At 53.3% G+C, this 25,917-nt stretch carries 29 protein-coding genes; 22 read left to right on the top strand and 7 right to left on the bottom strand.

The window, feature by feature from the left end:
- Nucleotides 1-250: 250 nt before the first annotated feature.
- Nucleotides 251-1,630 carry a siroheme synthase CysG gene (gene cysG, locus JG725_RS13925; protein ID WP_199378513.1) on the bottom strand — a complete coding sequence of 460 codons (1,380 nt, stop codon included), beginning with the start codon at nucleotides 1,628-1,630 and terminating at the stop codon, nucleotides 251-253.
- Between the two features lie 104 nt (nucleotides 1,631-1,734).
- Nucleotides 1,735-1,965 (bottom strand): nitrite reductase (NAD(P)H) small subunit, encoded by a 231-nt coding sequence (locus tag JG725_RS20665; protein ID WP_172291272.1) that lies wholly within the window; start codon nucleotides 1,963-1,965, stop codon nucleotides 1,735-1,737.
- A 351-nt stretch (nucleotides 1,966-2,316) separates the two neighbouring features.
- Between JG725_RS20665 and JG725_RS13915 the strand changes: the two genes are divergently transcribed.
- From JG725_RS13915 to ppiA, 7 genes are all read left to right on the top strand, one after another.
- Nucleotides 2,317-3,471 (top strand): mandelate racemase family protein, encoded by a 1,155-nt coding sequence (locus JG725_RS13915; protein ID WP_199378511.1) that lies wholly within the window; start codon nucleotides 2,317-2,319, stop codon nucleotides 3,469-3,471.
- Nucleotides 3,472-3,546: 75 nt separating this feature from the next.
- A complete protein-coding gene (locus JG725_RS13910) occupies nucleotides 3,547-5,157 on the top strand; it encodes an ABC transporter substrate-binding protein (RefSeq protein ID WP_199378509.1) in 1,611 nt (536 codons plus the stop codon).
- A 131-nt stretch (nucleotides 5,158-5,288) separates the two neighbouring features.
- Nucleotides 5,289-6,329: an ABC transporter permease gene (locus JG725_RS13905; RefSeq protein WP_172291269.1), complete on the top strand. Its 1,041-nt coding sequence runs from the start codon at nucleotides 5,289-5,291 to the stop codon at nucleotides 6,327-6,329.
- A 95-nt stretch (nucleotides 6,330-6,424) separates the two neighbouring features.
- The gene (locus JG725_RS13900) at nucleotides 6,425-7,231 is read left to right on the top strand and encodes an ABC transporter permease (protein ID WP_370541757.1); all 807 of its coding nucleotides are present in this window, start codon (nucleotides 6,425-6,427) and stop codon (nucleotides 7,229-7,231) included.
- Nucleotides 7,203-8,090: an ABC transporter ATP-binding protein gene (locus JG725_RS13895; protein WP_370541752.1), complete on the top strand. Its 888-nt coding sequence runs from the start codon at nucleotides 7,203-7,205 to the stop codon at nucleotides 8,088-8,090. Before JG725_RS13900 ends, JG725_RS13895 begins: the two co-directional genes overlap by 29 nt.
- Before the next feature lie 60 nt (nucleotides 8,091-8,150).
- Entirely contained in the window at nucleotides 8,151-8,927 is a 777-nt protein-coding gene (locus JG725_RS13890; protein ID WP_172291343.1) for an ABC transporter ATP-binding protein, read from the top strand.
- Between the two features lie 303 nt (nucleotides 8,928-9,230).
- Complete coding sequence (gene ppiA, locus JG725_RS13885; RefSeq protein WP_199378507.1) at nucleotides 9,231-9,800, top strand: peptidylprolyl isomerase A; 570 nt, start codon at nucleotides 9,231-9,233, stop codon at nucleotides 9,798-9,800.
- An 83-nt stretch (nucleotides 9,801-9,883) separates the two neighbouring features.
- On the opposite strand, the gene crp is transcribed toward ppiA, so the two are convergent.
- The gene (crp, locus tag JG725_RS13880) at nucleotides 9,884-10,516 is read right to left on the bottom strand and encodes a cAMP-activated global transcriptional regulator CRP (RefSeq protein ID WP_004090925.1); all 633 of its coding nucleotides are present in this window, start codon (nucleotides 10,514-10,516) and stop codon (nucleotides 9,884-9,886) included.
- A 310-nt stretch (nucleotides 10,517-10,826) separates the two neighbouring features.
- Here crp and JG725_RS13875 point away from each other — a divergent pair, with 310 nt between their 5' ends.
- Nucleotides 10,827-11,234: an OsmC family protein gene (locus JG725_RS13875; protein ID WP_172291266.1), complete on the top strand. Its 408-nt coding sequence runs from the start codon at nucleotides 10,827-10,829 to the stop codon at nucleotides 11,232-11,234.
- Nucleotides 11,235-11,285: 51 nt separating this feature from the next.
- On the opposite strand, the gene JG725_RS13870 is transcribed toward JG725_RS13875, so the two are convergent.
- On the bottom strand, nucleotides 11,286-12,155 hold the full coding sequence (locus tag JG725_RS13870; protein ID WP_172291265.1) for a phosphoribulokinase: 870 nt from the start codon (nucleotides 12,153-12,155) through the stop codon (nucleotides 11,286-11,288).
- A 107-nt stretch (nucleotides 12,156-12,262) separates the two neighbouring features.
- Nucleotides 12,263-12,499, bottom strand: coding sequence for a YheU family protein (locus JG725_RS13865; RefSeq protein WP_172291264.1), 237 nt, complete (start codon nucleotides 12,497-12,499; stop codon nucleotides 12,263-12,265).
- A 167-nt stretch (nucleotides 12,500-12,666) separates the two neighbouring features.
- Between JG725_RS13865 and JG725_RS13860 the strand changes: the two genes are divergently transcribed.
- Complete coding sequence (locus JG725_RS13860; RefSeq protein WP_199378505.1) at nucleotides 12,667-13,269, top strand: LysE family translocator; 603 nt, start codon at nucleotides 12,667-12,669, stop codon at nucleotides 13,267-13,269.
- Nucleotides 13,270-13,322: 53 nt separating this feature from the next.
- Here JG725_RS13860 and JG725_RS13855 read toward each other — a convergent pair whose 3' ends face one another.
- Nucleotides 13,323-15,233, bottom strand: coding sequence for an ABC transporter ATP-binding protein (locus tag JG725_RS13855; protein WP_199378503.1), 1,911 nt, complete (start codon nucleotides 15,231-15,233; stop codon nucleotides 13,323-13,325).
- 127 nt (nucleotides 15,234-15,360) lie between these two features.
- Between JG725_RS13855 and kefG the strand changes: the two genes are divergently transcribed.
- The 4 genes from kefG to slyD all read left to right on the top strand — a co-directional run bounded on the left by kefG (nucleotide 15,361) and on the right by slyD (nucleotide 18,666).
- A complete protein-coding gene (gene kefG / locus JG725_RS13850) occupies nucleotides 15,361-15,912 on the top strand; it encodes a glutathione-regulated potassium-efflux system ancillary protein KefG (RefSeq protein WP_172291261.1) in 552 nt (183 codons plus the stop codon).
- A gap of 1 nt (nucleotide 15,913) precedes the next feature.
- Nucleotides 15,914-17,722: a glutathione-regulated potassium-efflux system protein KefB gene (gene kefB, locus JG725_RS13845; protein WP_172291260.1), complete on the top strand. Its 1,809-nt coding sequence runs from the start codon at nucleotides 15,914-15,916 to the stop codon at nucleotides 17,720-17,722.
- Nucleotides 17,723-17,750: 28 nt separating this feature from the next.
- Nucleotides 17,751-17,945 (top strand): YheV family putative zinc ribbon protein, encoded by a 195-nt coding sequence (locus tag JG725_RS13840; RefSeq protein WP_172291342.1) that lies wholly within the window; start codon nucleotides 17,751-17,753, stop codon nucleotides 17,943-17,945.
- Between the two features lie 148 nt (nucleotides 17,946-18,093).
- Nucleotides 18,094-18,666 (top strand): peptidylprolyl isomerase, encoded by a 573-nt coding sequence (gene slyD / locus JG725_RS13835; protein ID WP_172291259.1) that lies wholly within the window; start codon nucleotides 18,094-18,096, stop codon nucleotides 18,664-18,666.
- 154 nt (nucleotides 18,667-18,820) lie between these two features.
- On the opposite strand, the gene JG725_RS13830 is transcribed toward slyD, so the two are convergent.
- Complete coding sequence (locus JG725_RS13830) at nucleotides 18,821-19,039, bottom strand: SlyX family protein (RefSeq protein ID WP_172291258.1); 219 nt, start codon at nucleotides 19,037-19,039, stop codon at nucleotides 18,821-18,823.
- A 289-nt stretch (nucleotides 19,040-19,328) separates the two neighbouring features.
- Here JG725_RS13830 and fkpA point away from each other — a divergent pair, with 289 nt between their 5' ends.
- The 9 genes from fkpA to JG725_RS13785 form a co-directional block, all read left to right on the top strand.
- Entirely contained in the window at nucleotides 19,329-20,147 is an 819-nt protein-coding gene (gene fkpA / locus JG725_RS13825; RefSeq protein WP_172291257.1) for an FKBP-type peptidyl-prolyl cis-trans isomerase, read from the top strand.
- A 401-nt stretch (nucleotides 20,148-20,548) separates the two neighbouring features.
- Entirely contained in the window at nucleotides 20,549-21,277 is a 729-nt protein-coding gene (locus tag JG725_RS13820) for a transcriptional regulator (RefSeq protein WP_199378502.1), read from the top strand.
- Nucleotides 21,271-21,660, top strand: a complete 390-nt coding sequence (gene tusD / locus JG725_RS13815) for a sulfurtransferase complex subunit TusD (protein ID WP_199378500.1) — start codon at nucleotides 21,271-21,273, stop codon at nucleotides 21,658-21,660. The genes JG725_RS13820 and tusD overlap by 7 nt, the downstream gene beginning before the upstream one ends.
- 20 nt (nucleotides 21,661-21,680) lie before the next feature.
- Nucleotides 21,681-22,040 carry a sulfurtransferase complex subunit TusC gene (gene tusC / locus JG725_RS13810; protein ID WP_199378498.1) on the top strand — a complete coding sequence of 120 codons (360 nt, stop codon included), beginning with the start codon at nucleotides 21,681-21,683 and terminating at the stop codon, nucleotides 22,038-22,040.
- A gap of 18 nt (nucleotides 22,041-22,058) precedes the next feature.
- Entirely contained in the window at nucleotides 22,059-22,346 is a 288-nt protein-coding gene (gene tusB / locus JG725_RS13805; protein WP_172291253.1) for a sulfurtransferase complex subunit TusB, read from the top strand.
- Between the two features lie 131 nt (nucleotides 22,347-22,477).
- Complete coding sequence (gene rpsL / locus JG725_RS13800; RefSeq protein WP_021013355.1) at nucleotides 22,478-22,852, top strand: 30S ribosomal protein S12; 375 nt, start codon at nucleotides 22,478-22,480, stop codon at nucleotides 22,850-22,852.
- Between the two features lie 96 nt (nucleotides 22,853-22,948).
- Nucleotides 22,949-23,419: a 30S ribosomal protein S7 gene (gene rpsG, locus JG725_RS13795; RefSeq protein WP_009111198.1), complete on the top strand. Its 471-nt coding sequence runs from the start codon at nucleotides 22,949-22,951 to the stop codon at nucleotides 23,417-23,419.
- Nucleotides 23,420-23,514: 95 nt separating this feature from the next.
- Nucleotides 23,515-25,629 carry an elongation factor G gene (gene fusA, locus JG725_RS13790; protein WP_172291252.1) on the top strand — a complete coding sequence of 705 codons (2,115 nt, stop codon included), beginning with the start codon at nucleotides 23,515-23,517 and terminating at the stop codon, nucleotides 25,627-25,629.
- A 68-nt stretch (nucleotides 25,630-25,697) separates the two neighbouring features.
- On the top strand, nucleotides 25,698-25,917 hold a 220-nt coding region (locus JG725_RS13785; RefSeq protein WP_000031664.1), incomplete at its 3' end, for a GTP-binding protein.

Here is a 25,917-nt window from a genome sequence, read left to right as displayed (position 1 = left end):
TTACCCGTGCCTAAATTGACTATTTATTCATATATATTGCTTATTAATCGCTATTAGATTAGCCAACATAAGGCAGGTCGCATAGCGGGTAAAGCATCAAAATAATGTTTTAGAAGGAATTGTGACAAAGTAGTGCATTGCGGTGCTTCCATTTGGTGCCAAGCACTATATTGGTGCATTTGTCGGGCGGCGATCCGGCGGAATGATCCCTCCGCCGGCCGCCGTCGATAAAAGAAGAACGGTATGGTCGTTAGTCTGGTCGCTGGATAAACCAGTTCAGTTTTTTTCGCAGGTTGACGACGCTGCCGATGATGATCAGGCTCGGGCTGACAGCCTGTTTCGCCAGTTCATCAAGCTGGGAAAGCTGTCCGGTTAATACCCTCTGCGCCGTGGATGTGCCATTTTCAATCAACGCGACAGGGACGGTGGCCGGAAGCTTCTGTTCGATCAGTTTGCTCTGAATATAATCAGCCTGCTGGAGCCCCATATAGAACACCAGCGTTTGCTTTTCGGCCGCCAGGCTGGCCCAGTCGAGTTCGGCGTCATGTTGGACATGTCCGGTGATTAGCCTCACGCCTTGGGCATGATTGCGATGCGTTAAGGGAATGCCGCCATAGGCGGAGCAGCCGGAGGCGGCGGTAATGCCGGGCACGACGGAAAAAGGAATTCCCGCCTGTTGCAGATGCTCCAATTCCTCGCCGCCGCGCCCGAAGATAAAGGGATCGCCGCCTTTTAACCGCACCACCCGTTTCCCCGCCAGCGCTTTTTCCTGTAATAGCTGGTTAATCTGTTCCTGGGGAATACAGTAATGACCAGACTGCTTGCCGACAAAAATACGTTCGGCATCGCGCCTTACCAGGTTAAGCACCTCTTCTGAAACCAGACGATCGTAGATCACGATATCGGCCTGTTGCAGTTGCTGTAGGCCTTTTAGCGTTAATAATCCCGCATCTCCCGGCCCCGCGCCCACCAGGACGACTTCACCCCGGTCATCCAACGGCGCGGAGAAGAGTTGCTCGGTAAGCTGCTGTACGCTGGCGGTGTCGTTATTCGCCAGCGATTGAGCCAGCCGGTCGTGAATAAACAGTTTTTCCCAAAAGCGGCGACGGGCGCCCATATTTTTGAAGCGGCCTTTCACGCGCTGGCGTAGTTCGCCGGCAAAAGCCGCCAGCTTGCCAAGATGCTGCGGCAGGATGCTTTCCAGTTTCTCACGCAGTATACGCGCCAGCACCGGCGCGGTTCCCCCGGATGAGATGGCGACCATAATAGGAGATCGGTCGATAATGGAAGGCATAATGCAGCTTGTGTTCCGGGCATCGTCTACGGTGTTGCAGAAAATCCGTTGTTTGCTGGCGCTTTCGTAAACCTGCCTGTTGATTTCCCGATCGTCAGTCGCGGCAATCGCCAGCCATGCGCCGTTCAGCAAGTCTGAATTAAACCGACCCTGTACCAGGGTGACCCGCGCGTCTTTTTGCCAGCCAATAAATTGTTCATTAAAGCTGAGGGCATTCACCGTGAGAATCGCTCCGGCATCCAGTAATAGCCTGGCTTTACGCTCGGCGATTTCTCCTCCCCCGACCAATAAGCAAGGTTTGTCGCGTAACTGGCAAAATATTGGCAGGTAATCCATGTGTTGCCTCTTAATAAATTCAGGTCAATAGAAGCCGTCCGCCAGTGAGGCAGGCGGCGTAGCGTTATATCAGTGATGGCGCGTCATCAACGGCAATTATGCCCTCAACGGCGGGATAAATATTCAATTTGCCCATTACCATCGGGAACCTGAATGCCGTCTATCGCGGCGGATTGGGTTTCGTCTTCCAGGCAGGGGCCATCATACAGGTGAAAATGCTGTTTTTTCAATGCGCTGGCGACCCATCGCTCACCTTGACGCTCGGCCGGGAAACCATCATTAATCTTGCGCCCGGAATTCGAGCGTATGGCTTTCTCATCGGCGATTGAAAACACGCTATTTCCCTTGTCAAGGGAAGGGTATGCGATTTTTCTGGTGATAATGCTCACAAAGTTATGGGCAATTGCACAATTATCCGCCGCATAATCTTTTTAGATGAAAGAAATTGCCTAATGACTAACGCAGGAACAACCTTAATAATTAAAAATAAAACGCTATTTTTTTTTAATTAACACATTATTCCTTTTTTGTGATGCCGATCTCTCTGTAAGAGAAAACGGGTAGATATATCTGCTTTTTCCCTTATACAGAATGACGACGCATACAAAATTGTTCCTTTAATACATGCAGTTTCCAACTGTAAATCGTGTACATGAGTTGTGTTAAACATCAAGGCAGGTAACAACGTGAAAATAGAATCAATTGATGTCACCGTGTTTACTTATCCCACGCGCCGGGTGTCTGACAGCGCAGGGCATTCACATCCAGGCGCGGAAAATCAGGCCAAAATGGCTCTGTTAACCATCAGTACCGACGAGGGGCATAAAGGCTATGCGTTCGCGCCGCCGGAAGTGATTCGCCCGCATATCGTGAATGCGTTTTTCCGTAAAGTTCTGATCGGGCAAAACCCGTTTGATCGCGAGCGTCTGTGGCAGGATCTGGTGCACTGGCAGCGCGGTAGCGCCAACCAACTGACGGATCGCGCGCTATCGATTGTTGAATCGGCGCTGTGGGATCTACAGGGGCGCATGTTGAATATGCCCGTCCACAAGCTGTTGGGCGGTTACCGGGAAAAAGTGCCGGCCTACGGCAGCACCATGTGCGGCGACGAACTGGCCGGCGGTTTATCCACGCCGGAAGAGTACGGTCAGTTCGCCGAAAAACTGGTTCAGCGCGGCTATAAAGCCATCAAACTGCACACCTGGATGCCGCCGGTTTCTTTTGCTCCCAGCCCGAAAATGGATGTGAAAGCCTGTGCCGCCGTGCGTGAAGCGGTCGGGCCGGATATCTGCCTGATGCTGGATGGCTATCACTGGTATAGCCGTAGCGACGCGCTGTACATCGGCCGGGAACTCCAGAAGCTGGATTTCACCTGGTTTGAAGAGCCGATGGAAGAACAGAGCATGGCCTCCTATAGCTGGCTGACCAAAAGCCTGGATATTGATGTCATCGGGCCGGAAAGTCTATCAGGCAAATACTTCAGCCGGGCCGACTGGGTGAAAGAAGGCGCGTGCGATATTTTGCGCGCTGGCGTACAGGGCGTCGGCGGTCTCTCGCCGTGTATGAAAGTGGCCGGTCTGGCCGAAGCCTTTGGTATGGATTGCGAGATTCATGGCAATGGCGCCCCCAATCTGGCGGTGGTGGGCGCTATCAAGAACTGCCGCTGGTATGAACGCGGCTTGCTGCATCCCTTCCTTGATTATGATGAACCCGCCGCCTACCTGAATTCCATCGTCGATCCGATGGACGGCGAAGGCTTCGTGCATCTGCCGCAGCGTCCGGGGTTGGGCGAGGATATCAATTTTGACTGGATTGAGGAGCATGCCTTAAGCAAAGAATAGAACGTCAGTCTGAAAGAAAATACTTAAAAAATAAAAAGTTGTCGTCTTCCATACTTCCACACCTGGAGAAGAATAATGAAAGCACGCGCAATACTCCGTACCCTACTGTTAAGTACCCTCTGCATGGCGGCGACCCCCGCCATGCTGTCCGCCAAAACGCCTGACGATCAGCTGATTGTCGGGATGAATATGAACAACATGTTGTCGCTCGATCCGGCGGCGATGACCGGTAATGAAGTAGTGGGCATTATCGTCAATCTGTATGATTCGCTGGTGGTGCTCGATCCGGCAAACCTGAGCAACGTCCTGCCGTCTCTGGCGAAAAGCTGGAGCGTGAGCGAAGACGGTAAGGTCATTACCTTCAATCTGGTGGACAACGCGACGTTCCATTCAGGAAATCCGGTTACGGCGCAGGATTTCGCCTGGTCGATGAAACGCCTGCTTAACCTCAATATGGCGCAGGCCACCACCTGGAAATCCTATGGTTTCACGGCGGACAATGTGGAGAAAATGATCCGCGCCAAAGATGCCCACACGATTGAAATCGAACTGCCCAAGCCGAACGATCCCAAACTGATTATCTATTCGCTGGCGACCTTGGGCAGCGGATCGGTGCTGGATAGCAAAACGGTCTTGCAGCACGAGAAAAACGGCGACTGGGGCAACGGCTGGCTGACGACCAATGAGGCAGGCTCCGGCCCGTTCAAGCTGGATGTGTGGCAGGCGAAAGATGTGCTGCGCATCAGTCGGGTTGAGGGCAACTGGCACGGCGACGCCAAAATGAGGCGCGTCATTTTCCGCCACATGACCGAGTCGCAGGCGCTGCGCCTGATGATTGAAAAAGGCGATATTGATGTCGCCTCCGGCATGTCGGTGCCGGATATCAACGCCCTGAAACGCGACCCGAACGTCGTCGTGGATGAGGTGAAAAAGGGCACGCTGTATTACGTCGCCATGAGTCTGAAAAATGAATACTTCGCGCAACCCAAAGTGCGTGAAGCGGTTCGCTATCTCATTGATTATGATGGCGTAAATAAAACCGTCATGCCTGGCTACGGCTTCTATCACCAACGCCCGATTCAATCCGGGATGGATGCCACGTTGCCGAATCCGGGCTATAAGCTGGATGTGGCCCGAGCCAAGTCATTGCTGGCGGAAGCGGGTTATCCGAATGGCTTTGAAACCACGCTGCGCGTGTTGTCGGATCAACCGTTCCTCAATCTGGCGACTTCCGTGCAGTCAACGCTGGCGCAGGCCGGCATCAAAGCCAAGATTATTTCCGGCACCGGCAATCAGGTATATGGCGCCATGCGCGATCGTAAATTCGATATGCTGGTTGGCCGCGGCGGCGGCGGCGTCGATCCGCATCCCCATTCCAGCCTGCGATCCGTGGCCTATAACCCCGATAACAGCGACGAAGCCAAACTGACCAACTTCCAGGGCTGGCGCACCTCTTTCTACGATAAGTCATTGAACGAGATGATCGATCGGGCGTTATTGGAGAAAGATCCCCAGCAACAGAAGCAGATGTATATCGACGTACAGAATCGTTATGAAGAACTGTTCCCGGCGATTATTCCGGTGTCGCAGATGATCGACTCCGTGGTGTTGCGTAAAGACGTGAAAGGTTATGTGCCGCATCCGTCTTCCACGACGCAACTGCGGGACGTCTCTAAACAGCGCTAGTTTTCACACGTTCAGCGGATGATTGGCCGATGTGTGTCCGGCGAATCATCCCGCCTGGAACGTTAAAAACGAAATAGCCGCGTTAGTGGCGGTTTGACGTCGCCGCTAACCGGAGTAGCAGGAGAAAGAACATGGTTTTCTCTGATTGGATCAAACCGGGGGGAGTGTTGCGTCGGTTGGCGAAACGTCTGTTTCAGGTCGTGGTCACGCTGTTCGGATTACTGATCCTGACATTCGTGATCGGCCGCGTGATGCCGATCGACCCCGTCCTGGCGATTGTCGGACAGGATGCCGATCAAAGTACCTATCAACAGGTTTATCAGCAGTTGGGGCTGGATAAGCCGCTGTATGCGCAGTTTTTTATTTACTTCAACTCTCTTATGCAGGGCGATTTGGGCAACGCGCTTCTGACCGGACGTCCGGTCGTCGACGATATCATCCGTGTCTTTCCCGCCACCATAGAGCTCGCCACGATGGCGATTATCGTCGGCGCCGGTCTGGGCGTGCCGCTGGGCGTTCTGGCGGCGGCAAGACGCGGCAAATGGGCGGATTACGTGGTGCGTTTTATCAGTCTGGCGGGCTATTCCACCCCGATATTCTGGGTCGGCATGATGGGGCTGCTGGTGTTCTATGCCTGGCTCAACTGGGTGGGCGGCGCCGGACGGGTGGACATGGCCTATGACGGCCTGGTGGAGAACCGCACCGGGCTGCTGTTGCTTGACGCGATGCTGGAAGGCAACTGGGAGGTGTTCCGCAGCGCGCTGAATCACCTGCTGTTGCCCGCCACCATTTTGGGTTTTCATTCTCTGGCTTATATCAGCCGTATGACGCGCAGCTTTATGCTGGCGCAGCTGTCGCAGGAGTACATCATTACCGCGCGCGTCAAGGGGCTGTCTGAATTCCGGGTGGTGTGGGCGCACGCGTTTCGTAACATTCTGGTGCAATTGCTGACGGTGGTCGCGCTGGCTTACGGTTCGCTGCTGGAAGGGGCGGTGCTGATCGAAACGGTGTTCTCCTGGCCGGGGTTCGGCTCCTATCTCACCGGCAGTTTGCTGCTGGGGGATATGAACGCGGTTATGGGCTGTGTCCTGCTGGTAGGGCTGATCTTCGTCACCCTCAATCTGTTGTCGGACATGTTGTATCAAATCTTTGATCCGAGGACGAACGCATGAACATTTCCTCTGAACCGGTACTGCGAACGTCACCGGAAAAGCGGGTGGGGCGCCTGAAGCTGCGCGGCGCGCGTATCGCTGGTTTTCTGCTGCTGATGATGCGTAATCCATTGACCGCCATTGGTTCGGCCATCGTCCTGATGCTGATGCTGGTCGCCATTTTTGCCCCCTGGATCGCGACGCACGACCCGCTGGCGCAGGATCTGGGCAATGCATTGCAGGCGCCGGGCGCGGCCCATTGGTTCGGAACCGATGAGTTTGGCCGCGATGTCTTTAGCCGACTGGTCTATGGCTCCCGCATCACGCTGTATATCGTGGCGCTGGTGTCGGTAACCGTCGGGCCGATCGGTCTGTTGCTGGGTGTGGTGGCGGGCTACTACGGCGGCATCGTCGATACCATTCTGATGCGCATCACCGATATTTTCATCTCTTTCCCCAGTCTGGTGCTGGCGTTGGCGTTCGTGGCGGCGCTTGGCCCGGGGCTGGAGCATGTGGTGATCGCGATTACCTTGACCGCCTGGCCGCCGATTGCGCGTCTGGCAAGGGCCGAAACGCTGTCATTGCGCCATGCCGACTTTGTTTCCGCCGTGAAACTGCAAGGCGCATCATCGATCCGCATCCTGCTGCACCACATTGTGCCGCTGTGTCTGCCGTCGGTGATTATTCGTATCACCATGAACATGGCGGGCATTATTCTGACCGCGGCCGGGCTGGGGTTCCTGGGGTTGGGGGCGCAGCCGCCCGATCCTGAATGGGGCGCGATGATTTCAGCCGGTCGCCGTTACATGATGGAGTGCTGGTGGTTAGTGACTATTCCGGGGCTGGCGATTTTGATCAACAGCCTGGCGTTCAATTTCCTTGGAGACGGCCTACGTGACATCCTCGATCCCAGAACTGAATAATCTTTCTCACCGTACGCCGCAGAACGCACCGTTGATGGATGTCGCGGATCTGCGGGTCAGTTTCGTCAACGGCGGCGTGGTGACCGATGCCGTGCGCGGCGTCTCCTTCACGCTGGGGTGTGAAAAGCTGGCGATTGTCGGCGAATCAGGCTCCGGTAAATCCACGGTGGGGCGCGCCTTGCTGCGCTTACACCCGCACAGCGCGCGTATTACGGCGGATCGTCTGCGTTTTGGCGACACCGATTTGTTAACGGCGGACGAAGCGCGGATGCGTCAGATCCGCGGCAAACGCATCTCAATGATTATGCAGGATCCCAAATACTCATTGAATCCGGTGGTCTGCGTCGGCGATCAGATTGCAGAAGCCTATCTGGCTCACCATCGCGTTTCGGCGCGCGTAGCGAAGGAAAAAGTGATGGCGATGCTGGATGTGGTGCGTATTCGCCAGCCGGAACGGGTATACGGCCTGTATCCCCACGAAATTTCAGGCGGGCAGGGGCAGCGCATCATGATTGCGATGATGCTGATTACCGAGCCTGAAGTGGTGATTGCCGATGAACCGACCTCGGCGCTGGATGTTTCGGTGCGCTTGCAGGTGTTGGCGATGCTCGACGATCTGGTGGGTGAACGTGGATTGGGGCTGATTTTCATCAGCCACGACATCAATCTGGTGCGCAGTTTCTGCGATCGGGTACTGGTGATGTACGCCGGACGGGTGGTGGAGTCGATTGCCGCCGCCGATCTGGATAATGCGCGGCATCCTTACACCCGCGGATTACTGAACTCGTTACCGGATATCGATCGTCCGCGTTCGCATCTGCCGGTGATGAATCGCGATCCGGCCTGGATTAATGAGTAAGGAGCACGTATGGCGACGGCAACCCTTCCGATGAGCGAATCTATGAATATGAACCGATCCATGATTGAAGTGAACAATCTTAATCTGTCGTTTGGTCAGGGAAGCACGCAGAATCAGGTTTTGTATGACGTGAACCTTACCGTGGACGACGGTGAGATTTTCGGTCTGGTCGGCGAGTCCGGTTCGGGTAAAACCACCGTACTGAAATGTCTGGCCGGGTTGTTTAATCACTGGCAGGGAAGCTTGCTGATTGACGGCCAGCAACTGGCGCATCGTATCGATCAGGCGCGCTGCCGACGAGTGCAGATGATTTTTCAGGATCCCTATGGTTCGCTGCATCCCCGTCACACGGTGGAGTCGATTCTGGAAGAACCGCTGTCCATCCACCGTTTTAACGATCGTGACGACCGTATCGATACGCTGCTGGGGAAAGTCGGGCTGGGCACGCACTTCCGCCGCCGCTATCCGCATCAGCTTTCGGGAGGCCAGCGCCAGCGCGTGGCGATCGCCCGCGCGCTGATTCTGGAGCCCAGAGTGCTGTTGCTCGATGAGCCGACCTCGGCGCTGGACGTTTCCGTGCAGGCGGAAATTCTTAATCTGCTGGCTGAACTGCAACAGCAGGAGAAATTAACCTACCTGCTGGTGACGCACGATCTGGGGGTAATTTCCCATCTGTGTCATAAAGTCGCGGTGATGCAGTATGGCCGGATACTGGAAACGCTGAATATCGGCGACTTAACCCGCGATACGCCGAAGAACGCCTATACCACCATGCTGGTGGAGGCCAGCCGCCAGTATAGCCGCGACCTTGCGGTGCGTTCGGAGCGTATGGGCTAAGGTTCTGTGCGGCGACAGATAATAAGCGGGTGCTGACTTTAACGTCAGCCTGAGGTTACTGACAAAGTCGTCTGTAAGCCTGAGATACCCGGGCCTACCGTACCGAGGGGCGCTCCGGCGGCTTACGCCGCTACGGCCCCTCGCCACGCTCTCCCTAATAACGGGCTTTGTCAATGGTCTGGGCTGACTTTAACGTCAGCCTTTTTATAATACGTAAAAAAAGGTAAATGGGTGGCGTTGGCGGGTGTGGGTATTTACAATCATTACGCTTTCAGTGGTCGGTTTCTTCAACAAGGAATTATCATGCTTAAACGTACTCTGGCTGCTGCGGCGGCTTTTATTTCACTTACGGCTTTTTCTCCGGTGTTCGCTACCTCCGGCACAACGCATGTTTTGCTGACGACCTCGGCGGGAAACATTGAGCTGGCATTGGACAACCAAAAAGCACCGGTTTCGGTGAATAACTTCGTTGAGTACGTGAATAACGGTTTTTATAACGGCACGACGTTTCATCGGGTCATCCCCGGCTTTATGATTCAGGGCGGCGGTTTTACCGACGACATGAAGCAGAAAGCGACCAACCCGGCGATCAAAAATGAAGCGGACAATGGCTTACGCAACCTGCGCGGCACCATTTCCATGGCGCGGACTGCGGAAAAAGACAGCGCCACCAGTCAATTCTTCATCAATGTGGCTGATAACGCTTTCCTCGATCACGGACAGCGTGATTTTGGCTATGCGGTATTCGGTAAAGTGGTAAAAGGTATGGACGTGGCGGATAAAATCGCTCAGGTGCAGACCGAAAACGTCGGCCCTTACCAAAATGTGCCCACCAAACCGATCGTGATCCAGTCAGCCAAAGTTCTGCCCTGATACGCCTTGCTACGGTGTTATATGGCTATAAAAAAAGCGTGAAAGAGACTTCACGCTTTTTTGTCGTAGGGTAATCGCCGGGTTTAACGCGTACCGTAAACCACGATCGTTTTACCATGTGCGGAAATGAGGTTCTGATCTTCCAACATTTTAAGAATGCGGCCCACGGTTTCGCGTGAACAGCCAACGATTTGCCCAATTTCCTGGCGGGTGATTTTTATTTGCATGCCATCTGGGTGCGTCATGGCATCGGGTTGTTTTGCCAGGTTCAATAATGTTTGGGCAATGCGACCGGTTACATCAAGGAATGCCAGATTACCGACTTTCTCTGAGGTCACTTGCAGCCTGCTTGCCATCTGCGCGGACAGACGCATCAGAATATCGGGATTGACCTGAATCAACTGCCGGAATTTTTTATAGGAAATTTCAGCAACTTCACAAGCCGTTTTCGCCCGTACCCAGGCGCTACGCTCCTGGCCTTCTTCAAACAAGCCAAGCTCGCCAATAAAATCTCCCTGATTGAGATAAGAGAGGATCATTTCTTTGCCTTCTTCATCTTTGATTAGCACTGCGACAGAGCCTTTCACGATGTAGTAAAGCGTTTCTGCTTTTTCACCTTGGTGAATCAGCGTACTCTTCGATGGATACTTGTGGATATGGCAATGAGAAAGGAACCATTCGAGAGTTGGGTCTGTTTGCGGTTTGCCGAGAACCATTCGCTATTATCCTCTGTTGTAATTCACTGCGCAAATCACAGGGCTCAGAGTTCCCTGTACGGCGTGTTTACTGCTAAAAATTCAAATTACGTGTAGGCCGTCAGGGAATATACTGGAGCTTCTGTCTGGCGACGTTATCATCTTCCCGCGATCTGAGTTTGTCCAGAAAAGACAGCTTCTGTTCTCATTTTTAACACAGCTTGGAGGAAGTGTCTTGTGTTGTCTCGCGTCAGCATGATAAAGCTGTGGTTATAGGTTGTTTTTGTATAATAACGATATAAATATTAAAAAATTTTTTAGCGGAGGCGGCATGCAGGCTCGGGTGAAGTGGGTTGAAAACTTAACATTTCTGGGCGAATCAGCTTCCGGACATCAGGTGGTGATGGATGGAAATTCGGGCGATAAAGCGCCAAGTCCCATGGAAATGGTGCTGATGTCGATTGGCAGTTGTAGCGCGATTGATGTGGTGTCGATCTTGCAGAAAGGGCGTAATGACGTCGCGGATTGCGAAGTTAAACTGACCTCGGAGCGGAGAACGGAAGCGCCGCGTTTGTTTACCCATATTAATCTGCATTTTACCGTGACGGGCAAAGGATTGGCCGAGCAGGCGGTCGCGCGCGCGGTGGAACTGTCTGCGGAAAAATATTGCTCGGTGGCGCTGATGCTGAATAAAACGGTCAAGGTCACTTACAGCCATGAAGTCAGAGTATTGCCATAGCCTGGGCGGTATCGCCCGGAGTATGGCTGCCGGGCTGGTTTTAGCCGCCGGCTACTCGATTTTTTTCCCTTCCAGCAATCGCTGCACCAGCGGCGCCATAATCAACTCCATCGCCAGCCCCATTTTCCCGCCGGGCACCACCAGCGTGTTGATATGCGAAATAAACGACCCCTGCAACATGGCCAGCAGATAAGGGTAATCAATATTATCCAGCCCCTGGAAGTGGATCACCACAAAGCTTTCGTCCAATGAAGGGATGGATCGGGCGGCGAACGGGTTTGAGGTATCCACGGTCGGAACGCGCTGGAAGTTGATATGCGTGCGTGAAAACTGCGGCGTAATATAGGTGATGTAATCCTCCATGGATCGGACGACCGAATCCATCACCGCTTCACGCGAGTGCCCGCGTTCATTGACATCGCGGATCAGTTTTTGAATCCATTCCAGGTTGACGATGGGCACGACGCCGACCAGTAAATCGACGTGTTTCGCCACATTGTGCTGATCGGTGACGACCCCGCCATGCAGCCCTTCATAAAACAAGATATCCGTGGGTTCAGGCATGGGTTCCCACGGCGTGAACGTACCGGGCACCTGATTATAGGGAATCGCTTCATCGTAGGTATGAAGGTATTTACGCGTCAGACCGCGCCCATGCCGGCCATATTCGATAAAGGATTGTTCCAACAGGCTGAAATCGTTGGCTTCCGGGCCAAAATAACTGATATGGCGACCCAGATCCCGCGCTTTACGAATTTCCATATCCATTTCCGGACGGGTATAGCGGTGGAAACTATCGCCTTCAAGCTGGGCCGGCCGCATTTTTAATTGCTGGAAAATCTTATGGAATGCCAGGCTGGTGGTGGTGGTTCCCGCTCCGCTGGAGCCGGTAACCGCAATAATCGGATGCTTATGCGACATAAGACGATTTACTCCGTAATAGTGGCACCGATCGGATGCTTATATTTTTATCATTGTTAGCATGTTTAATAAGACAGATACATCTTCTCTGATGACTTTTCACGCGTTTAGCGAGGGTGGTACTCGCCGGCATTAAACTGACTGCGCGGCATGATGTTGATCGTTTCATGCAGCTCCGACCATACCAAAACCACGTCGCCTGATTCCAGTTGCCGGCGAACGTCGGCGACCTTTTGCGACAGCGTACGTTCTTGTTCACCGTAATCCGTTCCTTCCCGGAGTACGAAAGATTCGATGAGATTGTCCACTGTTTCAGGATCGAGTTGTTGCCAGGGAATGATCACGATGATTGTCCAGAAAAAGGTTGTCCCGATAGGAATAAAAATCTTGTTGCCGGATCTTGTGCGATCAATATCACACTGTTAGCTTCAATACCGTTGGTTAACCAGCAATTCGATACTCATTATCAACTATATCGTAAAAATGCGTCAGGGTGAGGAGCACCCATTACATGGAATTGAGCCTGTTTCTGTCAATGCTGGGTTTTCTGTGGGTGGCGGCGATTACCCCGGGTCCGAATAATATGTTACTGACCACGTCGGGCGCCAACTTCGGTTTTTATCGCTCTCTGTGGCTGATGCTCGGTATCATGTTGGGCATGCAGAGTATTTTACTGCTGGTGGCGTTTGGGATTGGCGGTCTGATCCTGATCTACCCTTCGCTGCACTTCATTCTCAAAGTCCTCGGCAGTTTGTATCTGCTGTGGCTGGCATGGAAAATTGCCACGGCGGCCTATGAAAAGCTTGAGACAAAAATTGCCCCCCCGCGGCCTATCCGGCTTTATCAGGGCTGGTTGCTACAGTTTCTGAATCCCAAAGCCTGGCTGATGGCGCTGGGCGCGGTGGCCAGCTTCAGTCTGGCGGGCGATAAATACAATCATTCGGTGGTGGCGATAAGCGTCGGCATCGTGCTGGTGAATCTGGTTTCCGGCGTGATATGGCTGGGGTTCGGCACGCTGATCGGCCGACTGCTGCGCAGTAAAAAAGCCTGGATTATCTTCAATGTATCGATGGGCATGCTGACGGCGGCCTGTGTGTTGCTGATTTGGCACTGACGGCCTGTTATGGCGAGCGGATAAGCGTTTTATCCGCTCGCTGCCGGCGTCAATTATGACAGCGACTGATTCATCTGCTCTAACTGCTCTTGCGCATCCAGCCAGGCCATTTCTGATGCTTCCAGTTCCGCTTTTACTTTTATCTGCTGCTGTAAACACTCGGTAAGCTCGGCTTTGCGGCTGAGATCATACAGTGCGCTATCCGCCAGCCGTGCCTCAATGGCTTCCAGCTCGACGCCCAGCTTTTCCATCTGCTGTTCGTGCCTGGCGATCAGCTTGCGCAAAGGCTGCGTCTGGGTTCTTAGCTCGGCCTCGCGCCGCTTTTGGTCTTTTCTGGCCTGCGCGCTGTTGACGGCGTTTTCCTTCGGCGTCTCATCGCCGTCGCCATCCTGACGTTGTCTGTCGAGCAGCCACTGTTGGTAATCCTCCAGATCGCCATCAAACGGCTCGACTTTCCGGTCATGCACCAGATAGAGATCGTCGGTGGTGGAACGGATCAGGTGTCTGTCGTGCGATACCACCACCAGCGCGCCTTCAAAATCGATCAGCGCTTCGGTCAGCGCCTGTCGCATATCAAGATCCAAATGGTTGGTGGGTTCATCGAGCAGTAACAGATTCGGACGTTGCCAGACGACCAGCGCCAGCACCAGCCGTGCTTTCTCACCCCCGGAAAAGCGTTCGGTAATTTCCGTCACCTTGTCGCCGCGGAAGCCGAAGCCGCCGAGGTAATCGCGCAGTTGCTGCTCGGTTTCCCGTTCGGCTAACCGCACCATATGCTGTAGCGGCGATTCGTCGGCGCGCAGAAACTCCAACTGATGCTGGGCGAAATAACCCAGTTTCACGCCTTTGGACAGGCCGATTTCACCCTGCATCGGCGCCAGCGTACCGGCCAATAGCTTGATCAGCGTCGATTTCCCCGCGCCGTTATGGCCCAGCAGGCCAATGCGCGAGCCGGGCACCAGATTCAGCTTAATCGACTCGAGGATCGGCGTATCGCCGTAGCCGGCGCTGACTTTTTCCATTCTGAGCAGGGGATTCGGCAGCGATTCCGGCGCCCGGAAACTGAAACGAAACGGGTTGTCCACATGGGCGGGGGCAATCATCTCCATCCGTTCCAGCATTTTTATTCGGCTTTGCGCCTGCTTGGCTTTGGTCGCCTTGGCCCGGAAGCGGTCGATATAGTGTTGCAGATGGGCGACGCGTTCCTGCTGATGTTCGTATAATGATTGCTGCTGCGCCAGCCGGGTGGCGCGCTGACGTTCGAACGAGGTGTAGTTGCCGGTGTATTCGTTTAGTGTTTGTTGTTCTATGTGTATTATTTTATTAACGATAGGATCGAGGAAGTCGCGGTCGTGCGAAATCAGCACCAGCGTGCCCGGGTAGTTTTTCAGCCACTTTTCCAGCCAGATAACCGCATCCAGATCGAGGTGGTTGGTCGGTTCATCCAGCAGCAGCAGATCGGAGCGACAAATCAGCGCCTGGGCCAGATTAAGACGCATGCGCCAGCCGCCGGAAAAAGCGCTGACCGGGTGCCGCAACTGTTCCTGTGAGAAGCCCAGGCCATTGAGCAGGCTTGAGGCTCTGGCCTGAATCGTCCAGGCCTGAATGGCGTCCAGCTTGCCGTGCAGCGTGGCGATCGCATGGCCGTCGTTCTCTTCGTTCGCCGTGTGCAATGCCGCTTCCAACTGACGGAACTCGCGGTCGCCGTCAATCACATACTCAAGCGCCGGGACATCCAGCGCCGGGGTTTCCTGATTGACCCAGGCGAGCGCCCAGCTTTGAGGGAAGGTCGCACTACCGGCGTCGGCGCTGATTTCACCTTTCAGCAATGCCAACAGCGTCGATTTACCGCAGCCGTTCTTACCCACTAAACCGACTTTCTGGCCGGGATTGATGGTAGCCGTTGCGTTATCCAGCAAAACATGTACACCACGTCGAATTTGCAGCGAGGAGAAAACAATCATAAAGCGCCGTATGTTCAGAGTATGTTAAATTATGGACCTGATATCAGGACCAACAGGTCTTGTTTTTAGTCGTTGCGCTGCATGGTAACGGAAAACGACCACCATGACGACGCTTTGGAGGGGAATGATGTCGCAGCCACCCAGGATTTTGCTGCTGTATGCCCATCCGGAATCACAGGACTCGGTGGCGAACCGGGTTTTACTGCAACCGGCGCACCAGTTAGATCATGTCACCGTGCACGACCTTTACGCGCACTATCCTGATTTCTTTATTGATATTCACCATGAGCAACAGCTGCTGCGCGAGCATCAGGTGATTGTGTTCCAGCATCCGTTATATACCTACAGCTGTCCGGCCTTACTGAAAGAGTGGCTCGACCGGGTGTTATCGCGCGGCTTTGCCAACGGCATCGGGGGAAATGCGCTGGCAGGAAAGCTCTGGCGTTCGGTGATCACCACCGGTGAGCCGGAGGAAGCCTATCGGGCCGGCGGCAACAGCGGTTATTCCATGGATGAACTGCTGCGGCCGTTTGAAATGGCCGCCGCTTTATGTCGCATGCGCTGGATGAAACCGATGGTTGTTTACTGGGCGCGCCGTCTGCCGCCGGATGCGCTGTCCAGTCATGCGCTGGCCTATGCCCAATGGTTGGCTTCCCCTTTCGATCGCGAGGAACGCTGATATGGAAAGTTCTGCACTGCTTACCGCCGGCGTTCTGTTTTTGTTTGTGGCGGTGGTCGCCGTGCCGATTGCCGCACGATTAGGCATTGGCGCCGTATTGGGCTATTTGATTGCCGGGATCGCCATCGGCCCCTGGGGATTGGGGTTTATTCGGGATGTCGACGCTATTTTGCATTTTTCCGAGCTTGGCGTCGTTTTTCTTATGTTCATCATTGGGCTGGAACTGAATCCGAAAAAATTATGGACGCTGCGTCGCTCCATTTTCGGCGTTGGCGCTGCACAGGTCGGGCTAAGTGCGCTGGTGTTGGGCGGGGCGCTTTATCTGACCGATTTCTCCTGGCAATCCGCATTAATCGGCGGGGTGGGGCTGGCGATGTCATCCACGGCGATGGCATTACAGCTAATGCGCGAAAAGGGGATGAATCGCAGCGAGTCCGGGCAACTGGGTTTTTCCGTACTGCTGTTTCAGGATTTGGCGGTTATTCCCGCTCTGGCATTAATTCCGATTCTGGCCGGCGTTCAGGGCGAGCTGGACGACTGGAACCATGTGGCGCTCAAGGTTGCGGCCTTTGCCGGTATGCTGATCGGCGGCCGCTACCTGGTGCGCCCGCTGTTTCGCTTTATCGCCGCCTCCGGCGTGCGTGAAGTGTTTACCGCGGCGGCGCTGCTGCTGGTGTTGGGATCGGCGCTGTTTATGGAAGCGCTGGGTTTTTCGATGGCACTGGGCACGTTTATCGCCGGGGTGCTGCTGGCGGAGAGCGAATATCGCCATGAGCTGGAAATCGCCATCGAGCCGTTTAAAGGATTGCTGCTGGGGTTGTTCTTCATTTCCGTCGGCATGGCGCTCAATCTGGGCATTCTCTACACCCATATTGTGGACGTATTGATTGCGGTTGTGGTGCTGGTCGCCGTAAAAGGAACGGTGCTCTATGTTCTGGCGCGGATTAACAGAATGCGCCGCTCGGAACGTTTGCAGTTCGCCGGCGTATTGAGTCAGGGCGGGGAGTTTGCCTTTGTTCTGTTTTCAGCCGCGTCAGCCTATAAGGTTTTACAGGGCGACCAACTGCCGATGCTGTTGGTGACGGTAACGCTGTCGATGATGACGACGCCGCTGTTGATGCAGCTTATCGACCGCATTCTGGCCCGCCGCTACAACATGCAGGAGGCGCCCGACGAGAAGCCCTACGTCGCCGATGACGAGCCGCAGGTGATTGTGGTGGGGTTTGGGCGTTTCGGACAGGTGATTGGCCGCCTGTTGATGGCGAATAAGATGCGCATTACGGTGCTGGAACGTGATATCAGCGCGGTCAGCCTGATGCGCAGCTATGGTTATAAAGTATACTATGGTGATGCGACGGAACTGGAACTATTGCGCTCGGCGGGTGCGGCAAAGGCGCAATCGATCGTCATTACCTGTAATGCGCCGGAAGATACCCTGGCGATTGTGCATCTGTGCCAACAGCATTTTCCTCATCTGGAAATTTTGGCCCGCGCCCGTGGGCGGGTGGAAGCGCATGAGCTTTTGCAGGCCGGGGTCAGGCATTTCTCCCGCGAAACTTTTTCCAGCGCGCTGGAGTTGGGTCGCAAATCGCTGATATCGTTGGGTATGCATCCCCATCAGGCTTTTCGTGCCCAGCAGCATTTCCGCCGTCTGGATATGCGGATGTTGCGGGAGTTGATGCCGCAGTTACAGAGCGATGTGGCGCAGATATCCCGGGTGAAAGAGGCGCGGCGCGAGCTGGAGGATATTTTCCAACGGGAAATGCAGCATGAGCGCCGCCGGCCGGACGACTGGGATGAAATTGGATAATACTGAAGCGAAAGTAGGTCGGAACACTATGCGTAAACGCTTTATTGCCGGGGCCGTCTGCCCTAAATGTCAAACGCAGGATACATTGGCCGTCGGACATGAAAACCAGACGGAAGTGGTTGTCTGTGTGAAGTGCGGTTATCAACAAAGCCGGACGGATGAGTCCGCCACGACGGCGGGGCGCCCGGCGGACAACATCATCGGCATTTTTCATCCCGAGTAAGCGGGGGATTCCGGGTGACGCCCCGGCGGCATCAAGTACGCCACCCTCCGGGCCGTCGCTGCGTGACGTTTTTTTATCCCGGACGGTACACAGGGATTTTTTTCAGCTACAATTTGCGCCAGTTTGATTTCCAACGGTAGGAGATATCATGAAAGTAGCAAAAGATCTGGTGGTCAGTCTGGCCTATCAGGTACGAACAGAAGACGGTGTGTTGGTTGATGAGTCTCCGGTGAGTGCGCCGTTGGACTATCTGCATGGTCACGGCTCGTTGATTTCCGGTCTGGAAAACGCATTGGAAGGCCGCGCCGTGGGCGATCGCTTTGATGTCAATATCGCTTCCAACGACGCTTATGGCAATTATGACGAAAACCTGGTTCAGCGCGTACCCAAAGATGTCTTTATGGGCGTAGACGAGTTGCAGGTTGGTATGCGTTTTCTGGCTGAAACCGACCAGGGGCCGGTGCCGGTCGAAATTACCGAAGTTGAAGACGATCACGTCGTGGTTGATGGCAACCACATGCTGGCGGGTCAGAACCTGAGCTTTAATGTTGAGGTCATCGCGATCCGTGACGCGACCGAAGAAGAGCTGGCTCACGGCCATGTTCACGGCGAGCACGACCATGAGCATGGCGATGGCTGCTGTGGCGGTCACGGTCATGACCACGAGCATGAGCACGGTAAAGGCGGCTGCGGCGGTAACGGCGGTTGCGGTTGCCATTAATCCGAGCCTGATTGCGGATAAACGCCGATTTTATCGGCGGAAGGCAGGCGTTGCAGATAACCTCAGATCAACGGTTGTTGATCTGAGGTTTTTTTATGGTGGGCATCTGCCGCCGGTTTTTCGGAGCGCCGTTGCCGCGGTGTCGACGCATTAATTAATAATGCGGCGGCGGCGTTTCTTCAGACTGCGGGGCGACTAACGAGGTCTGCTGGGTGCGTAATCTTTCCGTCAACAAGCGCATTTGCTCGCGCAAGCGGCTAATTTCCCGCTCGTGTTGGATAATGGTCTGGTTCAGCTCTTCTATCGTCAGTTCCTGAAAGGCCTGTCGACTTTCCAGTAATTCGAGCCGTTCTTCAAGTAAAGACGGTGACATCGGTTTTCCTTTTACTTCCTGTTCCCCGTGAGTTTGTCAGAAAGCGGAAACTTCTGGTAGTAAAAACGGTCGGAATAGGACGCAATAGGCTATCTATGGATGTTGAGCCGTCCTGTAGGGGTTGATCTTACGGCTCGGCCCAATCGGGCGATTAAAAACCGCTGCGGGCGTTTTTATCAAAAGTTTGTCGTGCGTGTCGTTGTGTTGTCTTCACGCGCGCAGTTATAGTAGTCGCGAATTTATTTTTAATGATGGCTGGGGCGTATTGCTCCAGATGCTGGAGAAATGGATGAAATCACTGTTTAAAGTAACGCTGTTAGCAACGACGATGGCCCTGACTCTGAACGCTGGCCAGGCTCTGGCGGCAGATAAGGCGCAGGCGTCCGATAGTACTACGGCAGCCAAATTCAAGAATGATGAACAGGCCGCGGCGTATGCGTTAGGCGCATCTCTGGGTCGTTACATGGATAACTCGCTTAAAGAGCAGGAAAAGCTCGGTATTAAACTGGATAAAGATCAGCTGATTGCCGGTGTTCAGGACGCGTTTGCCGATAAGAGCAAACTGAGCGACGAAGAGATTGAAAAGACGCTGCAAAGCTTTGAAGGCCGGGTAAAAGCCGCGGCTGAAACCAAGATGAAGCAGGACGCCAAAGACAACGCGGATAAAGGCACCAAATATCGCGATACTTTCGCCAAAGAAAAAGGCGTGAAGAAAACCGAGTCCGGCCTGTTGTATCAGGTTGAGAAAAGCGGCAGCGGCAATGCGCCGAAAGACAGCGACACCGTGGTGGTTAACTATAAAGGTACGCTGGTCGACGGCAGCGAGTTTGATAACTCCTACAAACGCGGCGAGCCGTTGTCTTTCCGTCTGGACGGCGTTATCCCCGGCTGGACTGAAGGGTTAAAACAGGTGAAGAAGGGCGGCAAGATTAAATTGGTTATTCCGCCAGCCCTTGCCTACGGTGAAACCGGTGTTCCAGGCATTCCTGCCAACTCCACGCTGGTCTTTGACGTTGAACTGCTGGATATCAAATCTGAAGCCGATGTGAAAGCAGCCGACGATGCAAAAGCGGAAAAACCGGCCGCTGCTGAGAAAAGCGCCCAGTAATTTATCCCTATCAAGCGATAATAAACCGCAGGTTCAGCCCTGCGGTTTTTTTTGCCTGCTTCCGACTGAACCTTCCTCTTGACGTGAGCGTCAACGTCAATCTGGCATCAATAGCCATTGCCGGCGGCAGGCAATGTTTTAAGCAAGTGTGATAAAGTCGGCAAAAATCGGCACAAACATTATGCTGTTCCAATAAGGTCTGCCAATCTGGAACTGATTCTCCAAGCAGCTTCTCTCTTGTAACAATGGTTGCCGTGTCACCCGGGGCCGTCGCTGGCGGGATTCCATTCATTCAACCTTATCATGCGGCTTGTTAATTTCAGGGACGAGTGAGTGGACATTTGCTAGACTGTGCCTCTTGTCAATACAACAAATAGATCACATTGAGGGTGGTGTTTGCCATGTCTACTTCGCTTATATCCGGCGAATCTTATGACCTTGATTTGCTGGATGAACGTCCGTTTAGCCAGACGGATTATGAGATCCTGAAATCGTATGAAGCGGTGGTTGATGGTTTGGCCATGTTGATCGGCGAGCACTGCGAGATTGTGCTGCATTCCCTTGAGGATCTTAAATGTTCCGCCGTGCGTATTGCCAATGGGGAACATACCGGCAGGAAAATCGGATCGCCGATTACCGACCTCGCATTGCGTATGCTGCATGACATGGCCGGAGAAGACAGCAGCGTCTCCAAGGCCTATTTCACCCGGGCTAAAAGCGGCGTGCTGATGAAATCGGTGACGATCGCGATTCGTAACCGCGATCAGCGGGTGATTGGATTGTTATGCATCAATATGAACCTGGATGTGCCTTTCTCACAGATCGTTCAGACATTTATTCCACCAGAAACCCATGAAGTGGCGTCATCGGTCAACTTCGCATCGTCGGTTGACGATCTGGTGGCGCAAACGCTGGAATTCTCCATTGAAGAAGTGAATGCGGACCGCAATGTGTCTAACAATGCGAAAAACCGACAGATTGTGTTGAGCCTGTATGAGAAGGGCATCTTTGATATTAAAGACGCGATCAACCAGGTCGCCGAGCGCCTGAATATCTCCAAACACACCGTATATCTCTATATTCGCCAGTTTAAAAGCGGCGATTTTAGCGGGCACGAGCGCGGATGCTAAGCTATTGCCTGCTGGTCACCGGCCCTGCTTATGGTACGCAGCAAGCGAGCAGCGCGTTGCAGTTCGCTCAGGCTTTATTGTCCGAGGGGCATCGGTTGGCCTGCGTTTTCTTTTATCGCGAGGGCGTGTTGAATGCCAATCAGCTCACCTCTCCGGCGAATGATGAATTTGATCTGGTGCGTGGCTGGCAACGCTTGGGCCAGGAACATCAGGTGGCGCTCAATGTATGCATCGCCGCGGCCTTACGGCGTGGCGTTACTGACCGGCAGCAGGCCGAACACCTTAAATTGGGCGCCGCTAATTTACAGGATGGCTTTACCTTAAGCGGTCTTGGCGAACTGGCTCAGTCCGTTCTGGCCTGCGATCGGGTTGTGCAGTTTTAATGCGTCTTTAAGGTAGCGTCATGAAGCGTATTGCGTTTGTTTTTACCCACTCGCCTCACGGTAGCGCGGCCGGCCGTGAAGGATTGGATGCCCTGTTGGCGGTATCGGCGTTGACGGAAGAAATCGGCGTGTTCTTTATCGGTGATGGCGTATTGCAGTTATTACCCGGACAGCAGCCTGAAAAGATCCTGATGCGTAACTATATTTCCACCTTTGGCGTACTGCCGCTGTATGACATCGAGCGCTGCTATGCGTGCGAAACATCTTTACGGCAGCGCGGTATTGCGTTGGATACCAATTGGGTGGTGGATGTTGAGCTTCTGAGCCCGGAAGCCTTAAAAAGCGAGCTGTCGGATTACCCGTCAATCATCTCATTTTAGCGGCGAGCGTTTTTATTTATGTTGCACACCCTTTCTCATTCTCCTTATCACTGCGACATGGACACGCTGTTACGTTGTCTGGGGCCGGAGGACGCACTGGTATTATTGCAGGACGGCGTTATCGCCGCACTGGCGGATACCCCGGTATTAAACCGCCTGCTTAAAACCGCTATCCCTTTGTATGCGCTTAAAAATGATGTGGATGCCCGCGGCTTGGTCGCACAAATTTCAACCAATGTTTCATTAATTGACTATACTGAGTTTGTTAAATTGACGGTTCGGCATCCGCAACAGCTGGCTTGGTAACGCTGAATTTTTGTATATTTCTTGACTCCTTCCACTGCCAGCCCTAAAATTCTGCGTCCTCATACTTTGCCTTGCGCGGGTACGAGACGATTTATTACGTGTTTACGAAGCAAAAACCAGGAGCTTTTTGAATGGCAACAATTAACCAGCTGGTACGCAAACCACGCGCTCTGAAGGTTGCTAAAAGCAACGTTCCAGCGTTGGAAGCCTGCCCGCAGAAACGTGGCGTATGTACCCGTGTATATACCACCACCCCGAAAAAACCGAACTCCGCGCTGCGTAAAGTATGCCGTGTTCGTTTAACCAACGGTTTTGAAGTGACCTCCTACATCGGTGGCGAAGGTCATAACCTACAGGAACACTCCGTGATCCTGATCCGTGGCGGTCGTGTTAAAGACCTGCCAGGTGTGCGTTACCACACCGTTCGCGGCGCGCTGGACTGCTCAGGTGTCAAAGACCGTAAGCAATCCCGTTCCAAGTACGGCGTGAAGAAGCCAAAGGCTTAATGGTTCTCCGTTAAGTAAGGCCAAACGTTTTAACTTAAATGTCAAACTAAACTCGTAGAGTTTTGGACAATCCTGAATTAACAACGGAGTATTTCCATGCCACGTCGTCGCGTCATTGGTCAACGTAAAATCCTGCCGGATCCTAAGTTCGGATCAGAGCTGTTGGCCAAATTTGTAAATATCCTGATGGTAGATGGTAAAAAATCTACTGCTGAAGCAATTGTCTATACCGCGCTGGAGACCCTGGCTCAGCGTTCTGGTAAAGATCATCTGGAAGCTTTTGAAGTAGCTCTGGACAACGTTCGCCCGACTGTCGAAGTTAAGTCTCGCCGCGTTGGTGGTTCTACTTATCAGGTGCCAGTTGAAGTCCGTCCGGTTCGTCGTAATGCTCTGGCAATGCGTTGGATCGTTGAAGCTGCTCGTAAACGCGGTGATAAATCCATGGCTCTGCGCCTGGCGAACGAACTTTCTGATGCAGCAGAAAACAAAGGTACTGCTGTCAAGAAACGTGAAGACGTTCACCGTATGGCTGAAGCCAACAAGGCGTTCGCTCACTACCGTTGGTAATCCCTTCGCTGTAGTTATGCTAACCAGGCGGGCGCTTTCGAAAGCCGACCCGCTTGGGTTAACTAATTGAACGCCCTAGGATATAGAGGAAACAAATGGCTCGTACAACACCCATTGCACGCTACCGCAATATCGGTATCAGTGCACACATCGATGCCGGTAAAACCACCACGACGGAACGTATTCTGTTCTATACCGGTGTGAACCATAAAATCGGTGAAGTTCATGACGGCGCGGCCACCATGGACTGGATGGCGCAGGAGCAGGAGCGTGGGATCACCATCACTTCTGCTGCGACAACTGCTTTCTGGTCAGGTATGGCCAAGCAGTATGAACCCCATCGTATCAACATCATCGACACCCCGGGACACGTTGACTTCACTATCGAAGTAGAACGTTCCATGCGTGTTCTCGACGGTGCAGTAATGGTTTACTGTGCTGTCGGTGGTGTTCAACCGCAGTCTGAAACCGTATGGCGTCAGGCGAACAAATATAAAGTGCCGCGCATTGCGTTCGTTAACAAAATGGACCGCATGGGCGCGAACTTCCTGAAAGTGGTCGGCCAGATCAAAACCCGTTTGGGCGCAAATCCGGTACCGCTTCAGTTAGCTATTGGCGCTGAAGAAAATTTCACCGGTGTTGTTGATCTGGTGAAAATGAAAGCTATCAACTGGAATGAAGCCGATCAAGGCGTTACCTTCACCTATGAAGATATTCCGGCTGATATGCAGGAGCTGGCCGACGAATGGCACCAGAACCTGATCGAGTCCGCCGCTGAAGCATCAGAAGATCTGATGGAGAAATACCTCGGCGGTGAAGAACTGACTGAAGAAGAGATCAAAAAAGCTCTGCGTCAGCGCGTTCTGAACAACGAAATCATCCTGATAACCTGTGGTTCCGCGTTTAAGAACAAAGGTGTGCAGGCGATGCTGGATGCGGTAATCGATTACCTGCCGGCGCCAACTGACGTACCTGCGATCAACGGTATTTTGGATGACGGTAAAGATACACCGGCCGAGCGTCACGCCAACGATGACGAACCGTTCGCTGCACTGGCGTTCAAAATCGCCACCGACCCGTTTGTAGGTAACCTGACTTTCTTCCGCGTCTACTCTGGCGTGGTTAACTCCGGTGATACCATACTGAACTCGGTGAAATCCGCACGCGAGCGTTTTGGTCGTATCGTTCAGATGCATGCCAACAAACGTGAAGAGATTAAAGAAGTTCGCGCGGGCGATATCGCTGCGGCTATCGGTCTGAAAGACGTAACGACGGGTGATACCCTGTGTGATCCAGAATCGCCGATCATTCTGGAACGTATGGAATTCCCGGAGCCGGTTATTTCCATCGCGGTAGAACCGAAAACCAAAGCCGACCAGGAAAAAATGGGTCTGGCTCTGGGCCGTCTGGCGAAAGAAGACCCGTCTTTCCGCGTATGGACTGACGAAGAATCTAACCAAACCATTATCGCTGGTATGGGTGAACTGCATCTCGACATCATCGTTGACCGTATGAAGCGCGAGTTCAACGTTGAAGCCAACGTTGGTAAACCGCAGGTTGCATATCGTGAAGCGATTCGTGCAAAAGTTACCGATATCGAGGGTAAACACGCCAAGCAGTCTGGTGGTCGTGGTCAGTATGGTCATGTTGTTATTGACATGTACCCGTTGGAACCGGGCTCAAATCCGAAAGGCTATGAGTTCATCAACGACATCAAGGGTGGTGTAATTCCTGGCGAATACATCCCTGCCGTTGATAAAGGTATCCAGGAACAGCTGAAAGCGGGTCCGTTGGCTGGTTATCCGGTAGTTGATCTCGGTGTGCGTCTGCACTTCGGTTCTTACCACGACGTTGACTCCTCTGAACTGGCGTTTAAACTGGCAGCTTCTCTTGCCTTTAAAGATGGCTTTAAGAAAGCGCAACCCGTTCTGCTTGAGCCGATCATGAAGGTTGAAGTTGAAACGCCGGAAGAAAACACTGGTGACGTTATCGGTGACCTTAGCCGCCGTCGTGGTCTACTGCGCGGTCAGGAGTCCAACGTTACTGGCGTTGTGATTCACGCTGAGGTTCCACTGTCTGAAATGTTCGGATACGCAACTCAACTGCGTTCTCTGACCAAAGGCCGTGCATCTTACTCCATGGAGTTTTTGAAGTACGATGATGCGCCGAACAACGTTGCTCAGGCCGTTATTGAAGCCCGTGGTAAATAATCTGGGTTTAACACATTAATCCCGTGCTCTCTCCACAGGGAGAGAACATTAGAGTAAGGAATATCGCCGTGTCTAAAGAAAAATTTGAACGTACAAAACCCCACGTTAACGTCGGTACTATCGGCCACGTTGACCATGGTAAAACAACGCTGACCGCAGCAATTACTACCGTTCTGGCTAAAACCTACGGTGGCGCTGCGCGCGCATTTGATCAGATCGATAACGCGCCGGAAGAAAAAGCCCGTGGTATCACCATCAACACCTCTCACGTTGAATACGATACCCCGA

It is taken from the genome of Brenneria sp. L3-3C-1 (assembly GCF_016456245.1).
GTDB lineage: Bacteria > Pseudomonadota > Gammaproteobacteria > Enterobacterales > Enterobacteriaceae > Brenneria.
Note: the sequence above shows the minus strand (reverse complement) of the source record. Positions and strands in the feature narration are given on the sequence as shown.

Coding starts and splice junctions, on each gene's coding strand:
- cysG (WP_199378513.1), bottom strand. CDS start 1,630: ATGGATTACCTGCCAATATTTTGCCAGTTACGCGACAAACCTTGCTTA.
- JG725_RS13910 (WP_199378509.1), top strand. CDS start 3,547: ATGAAAGCACGCGCAATACTCCGTACCCTACTGTTAAGTACCCTCTGC.
- JG725_RS13905 (WP_172291269.1), top strand. CDS start 5,289: ATGGTTTTCTCTGATTGGATCAAACCGGGGGGAGTGTTGCGTCGGTTG.
- JG725_RS13900 (WP_370541757.1), top strand. CDS start 6,425: ATGATGCGTAATCCATTGACCGCCATTGGTTCGGCCATCGTCCTGATG.
- JG725_RS13890 (WP_172291343.1), top strand. CDS start 8,151: ATGATTGAAGTGAACAATCTTAATCTGTCGTTTGGTCAGGGAAGCACG.
- ppiA (WP_199378507.1), top strand. CDS start 9,231: ATGCTTAAACGTACTCTGGCTGCTGCGGCGGCTTTTATTTCACTTACG.
- crp (WP_004090925.1), bottom strand. CDS start 10,516: ATGGTTCTCGGCAAACCGCAAACAGACCCAACTCTCGAATGGTTCCTT.
- JG725_RS13875 (WP_172291266.1), top strand. CDS start 10,827: ATGCAGGCTCGGGTGAAGTGGGTTGAAAACTTAACATTTCTGGGCGAA.
- JG725_RS13870 (WP_172291265.1), bottom strand. CDS start 12,155: ATGTCGCATAAGCATCCGATTATTGCGGTTACCGGCTCCAGCGGAGCG.
- JG725_RS13860 (WP_199378505.1), top strand. CDS start 12,667: ATGGAATTGAGCCTGTTTCTGTCAATGCTGGGTTTTCTGTGGGTGGCG.
- JG725_RS13855 (WP_199378503.1), bottom strand. CDS start 15,233: ATGATTGTTTTCTCCTCGCTGCAAATTCGACGTGGTGTACATGTTTTG.
- kefG (WP_172291261.1), top strand. CDS start 15,361: ATGTCGCAGCCACCCAGGATTTTGCTGCTGTATGCCCATCCGGAATCA.
- kefB (WP_172291260.1), top strand. CDS start 15,914: ATGGAAAGTTCTGCACTGCTTACCGCCGGCGTTCTGTTTTTGTTTGTG.
- JG725_RS13840 (WP_172291342.1), top strand. CDS start 17,751: ATGCGTAAACGCTTTATTGCCGGGGCCGTCTGCCCTAAATGTCAAACG.
- slyD (WP_172291259.1), top strand. CDS start 18,094: ATGAAAGTAGCAAAAGATCTGGTGGTCAGTCTGGCCTATCAGGTACGA.
- JG725_RS13830 (WP_172291258.1), bottom strand. CDS start 19,039: ATGTCACCGTCTTTACTTGAAGAACGGCTCGAATTACTGGAAAGTCGA.
- fkpA (WP_172291257.1), top strand. CDS start 19,329: ATGAAATCACTGTTTAAAGTAACGCTGTTAGCAACGACGATGGCCCTG.
- JG725_RS13820 (WP_199378502.1), top strand. CDS start 20,549: ATGTCTACTTCGCTTATATCCGGCGAATCTTATGACCTTGATTTGCTG.
- tusD (WP_199378500.1), top strand. CDS start 21,271: ATGCTAAGCTATTGCCTGCTGGTCACCGGCCCTGCTTATGGTACGCAG.
- tusC (WP_199378498.1), top strand. CDS start 21,681: ATGAAGCGTATTGCGTTTGTTTTTACCCACTCGCCTCACGGTAGCGCG.
- tusB (WP_172291253.1), top strand. CDS start 22,059: ATGTTGCACACCCTTTCTCATTCTCCTTATCACTGCGACATGGACACG.
- rpsL (WP_021013355.1), top strand. CDS start 22,478: ATGGCAACAATTAACCAGCTGGTACGCAAACCACGCGCTCTGAAGGTT.
- rpsG (WP_009111198.1), top strand. CDS start 22,949: ATGCCACGTCGTCGCGTCATTGGTCAACGTAAAATCCTGCCGGATCCT.
- fusA (WP_172291252.1), top strand. CDS start 23,515: ATGGCTCGTACAACACCCATTGCACGCTACCGCAATATCGGTATCAGT.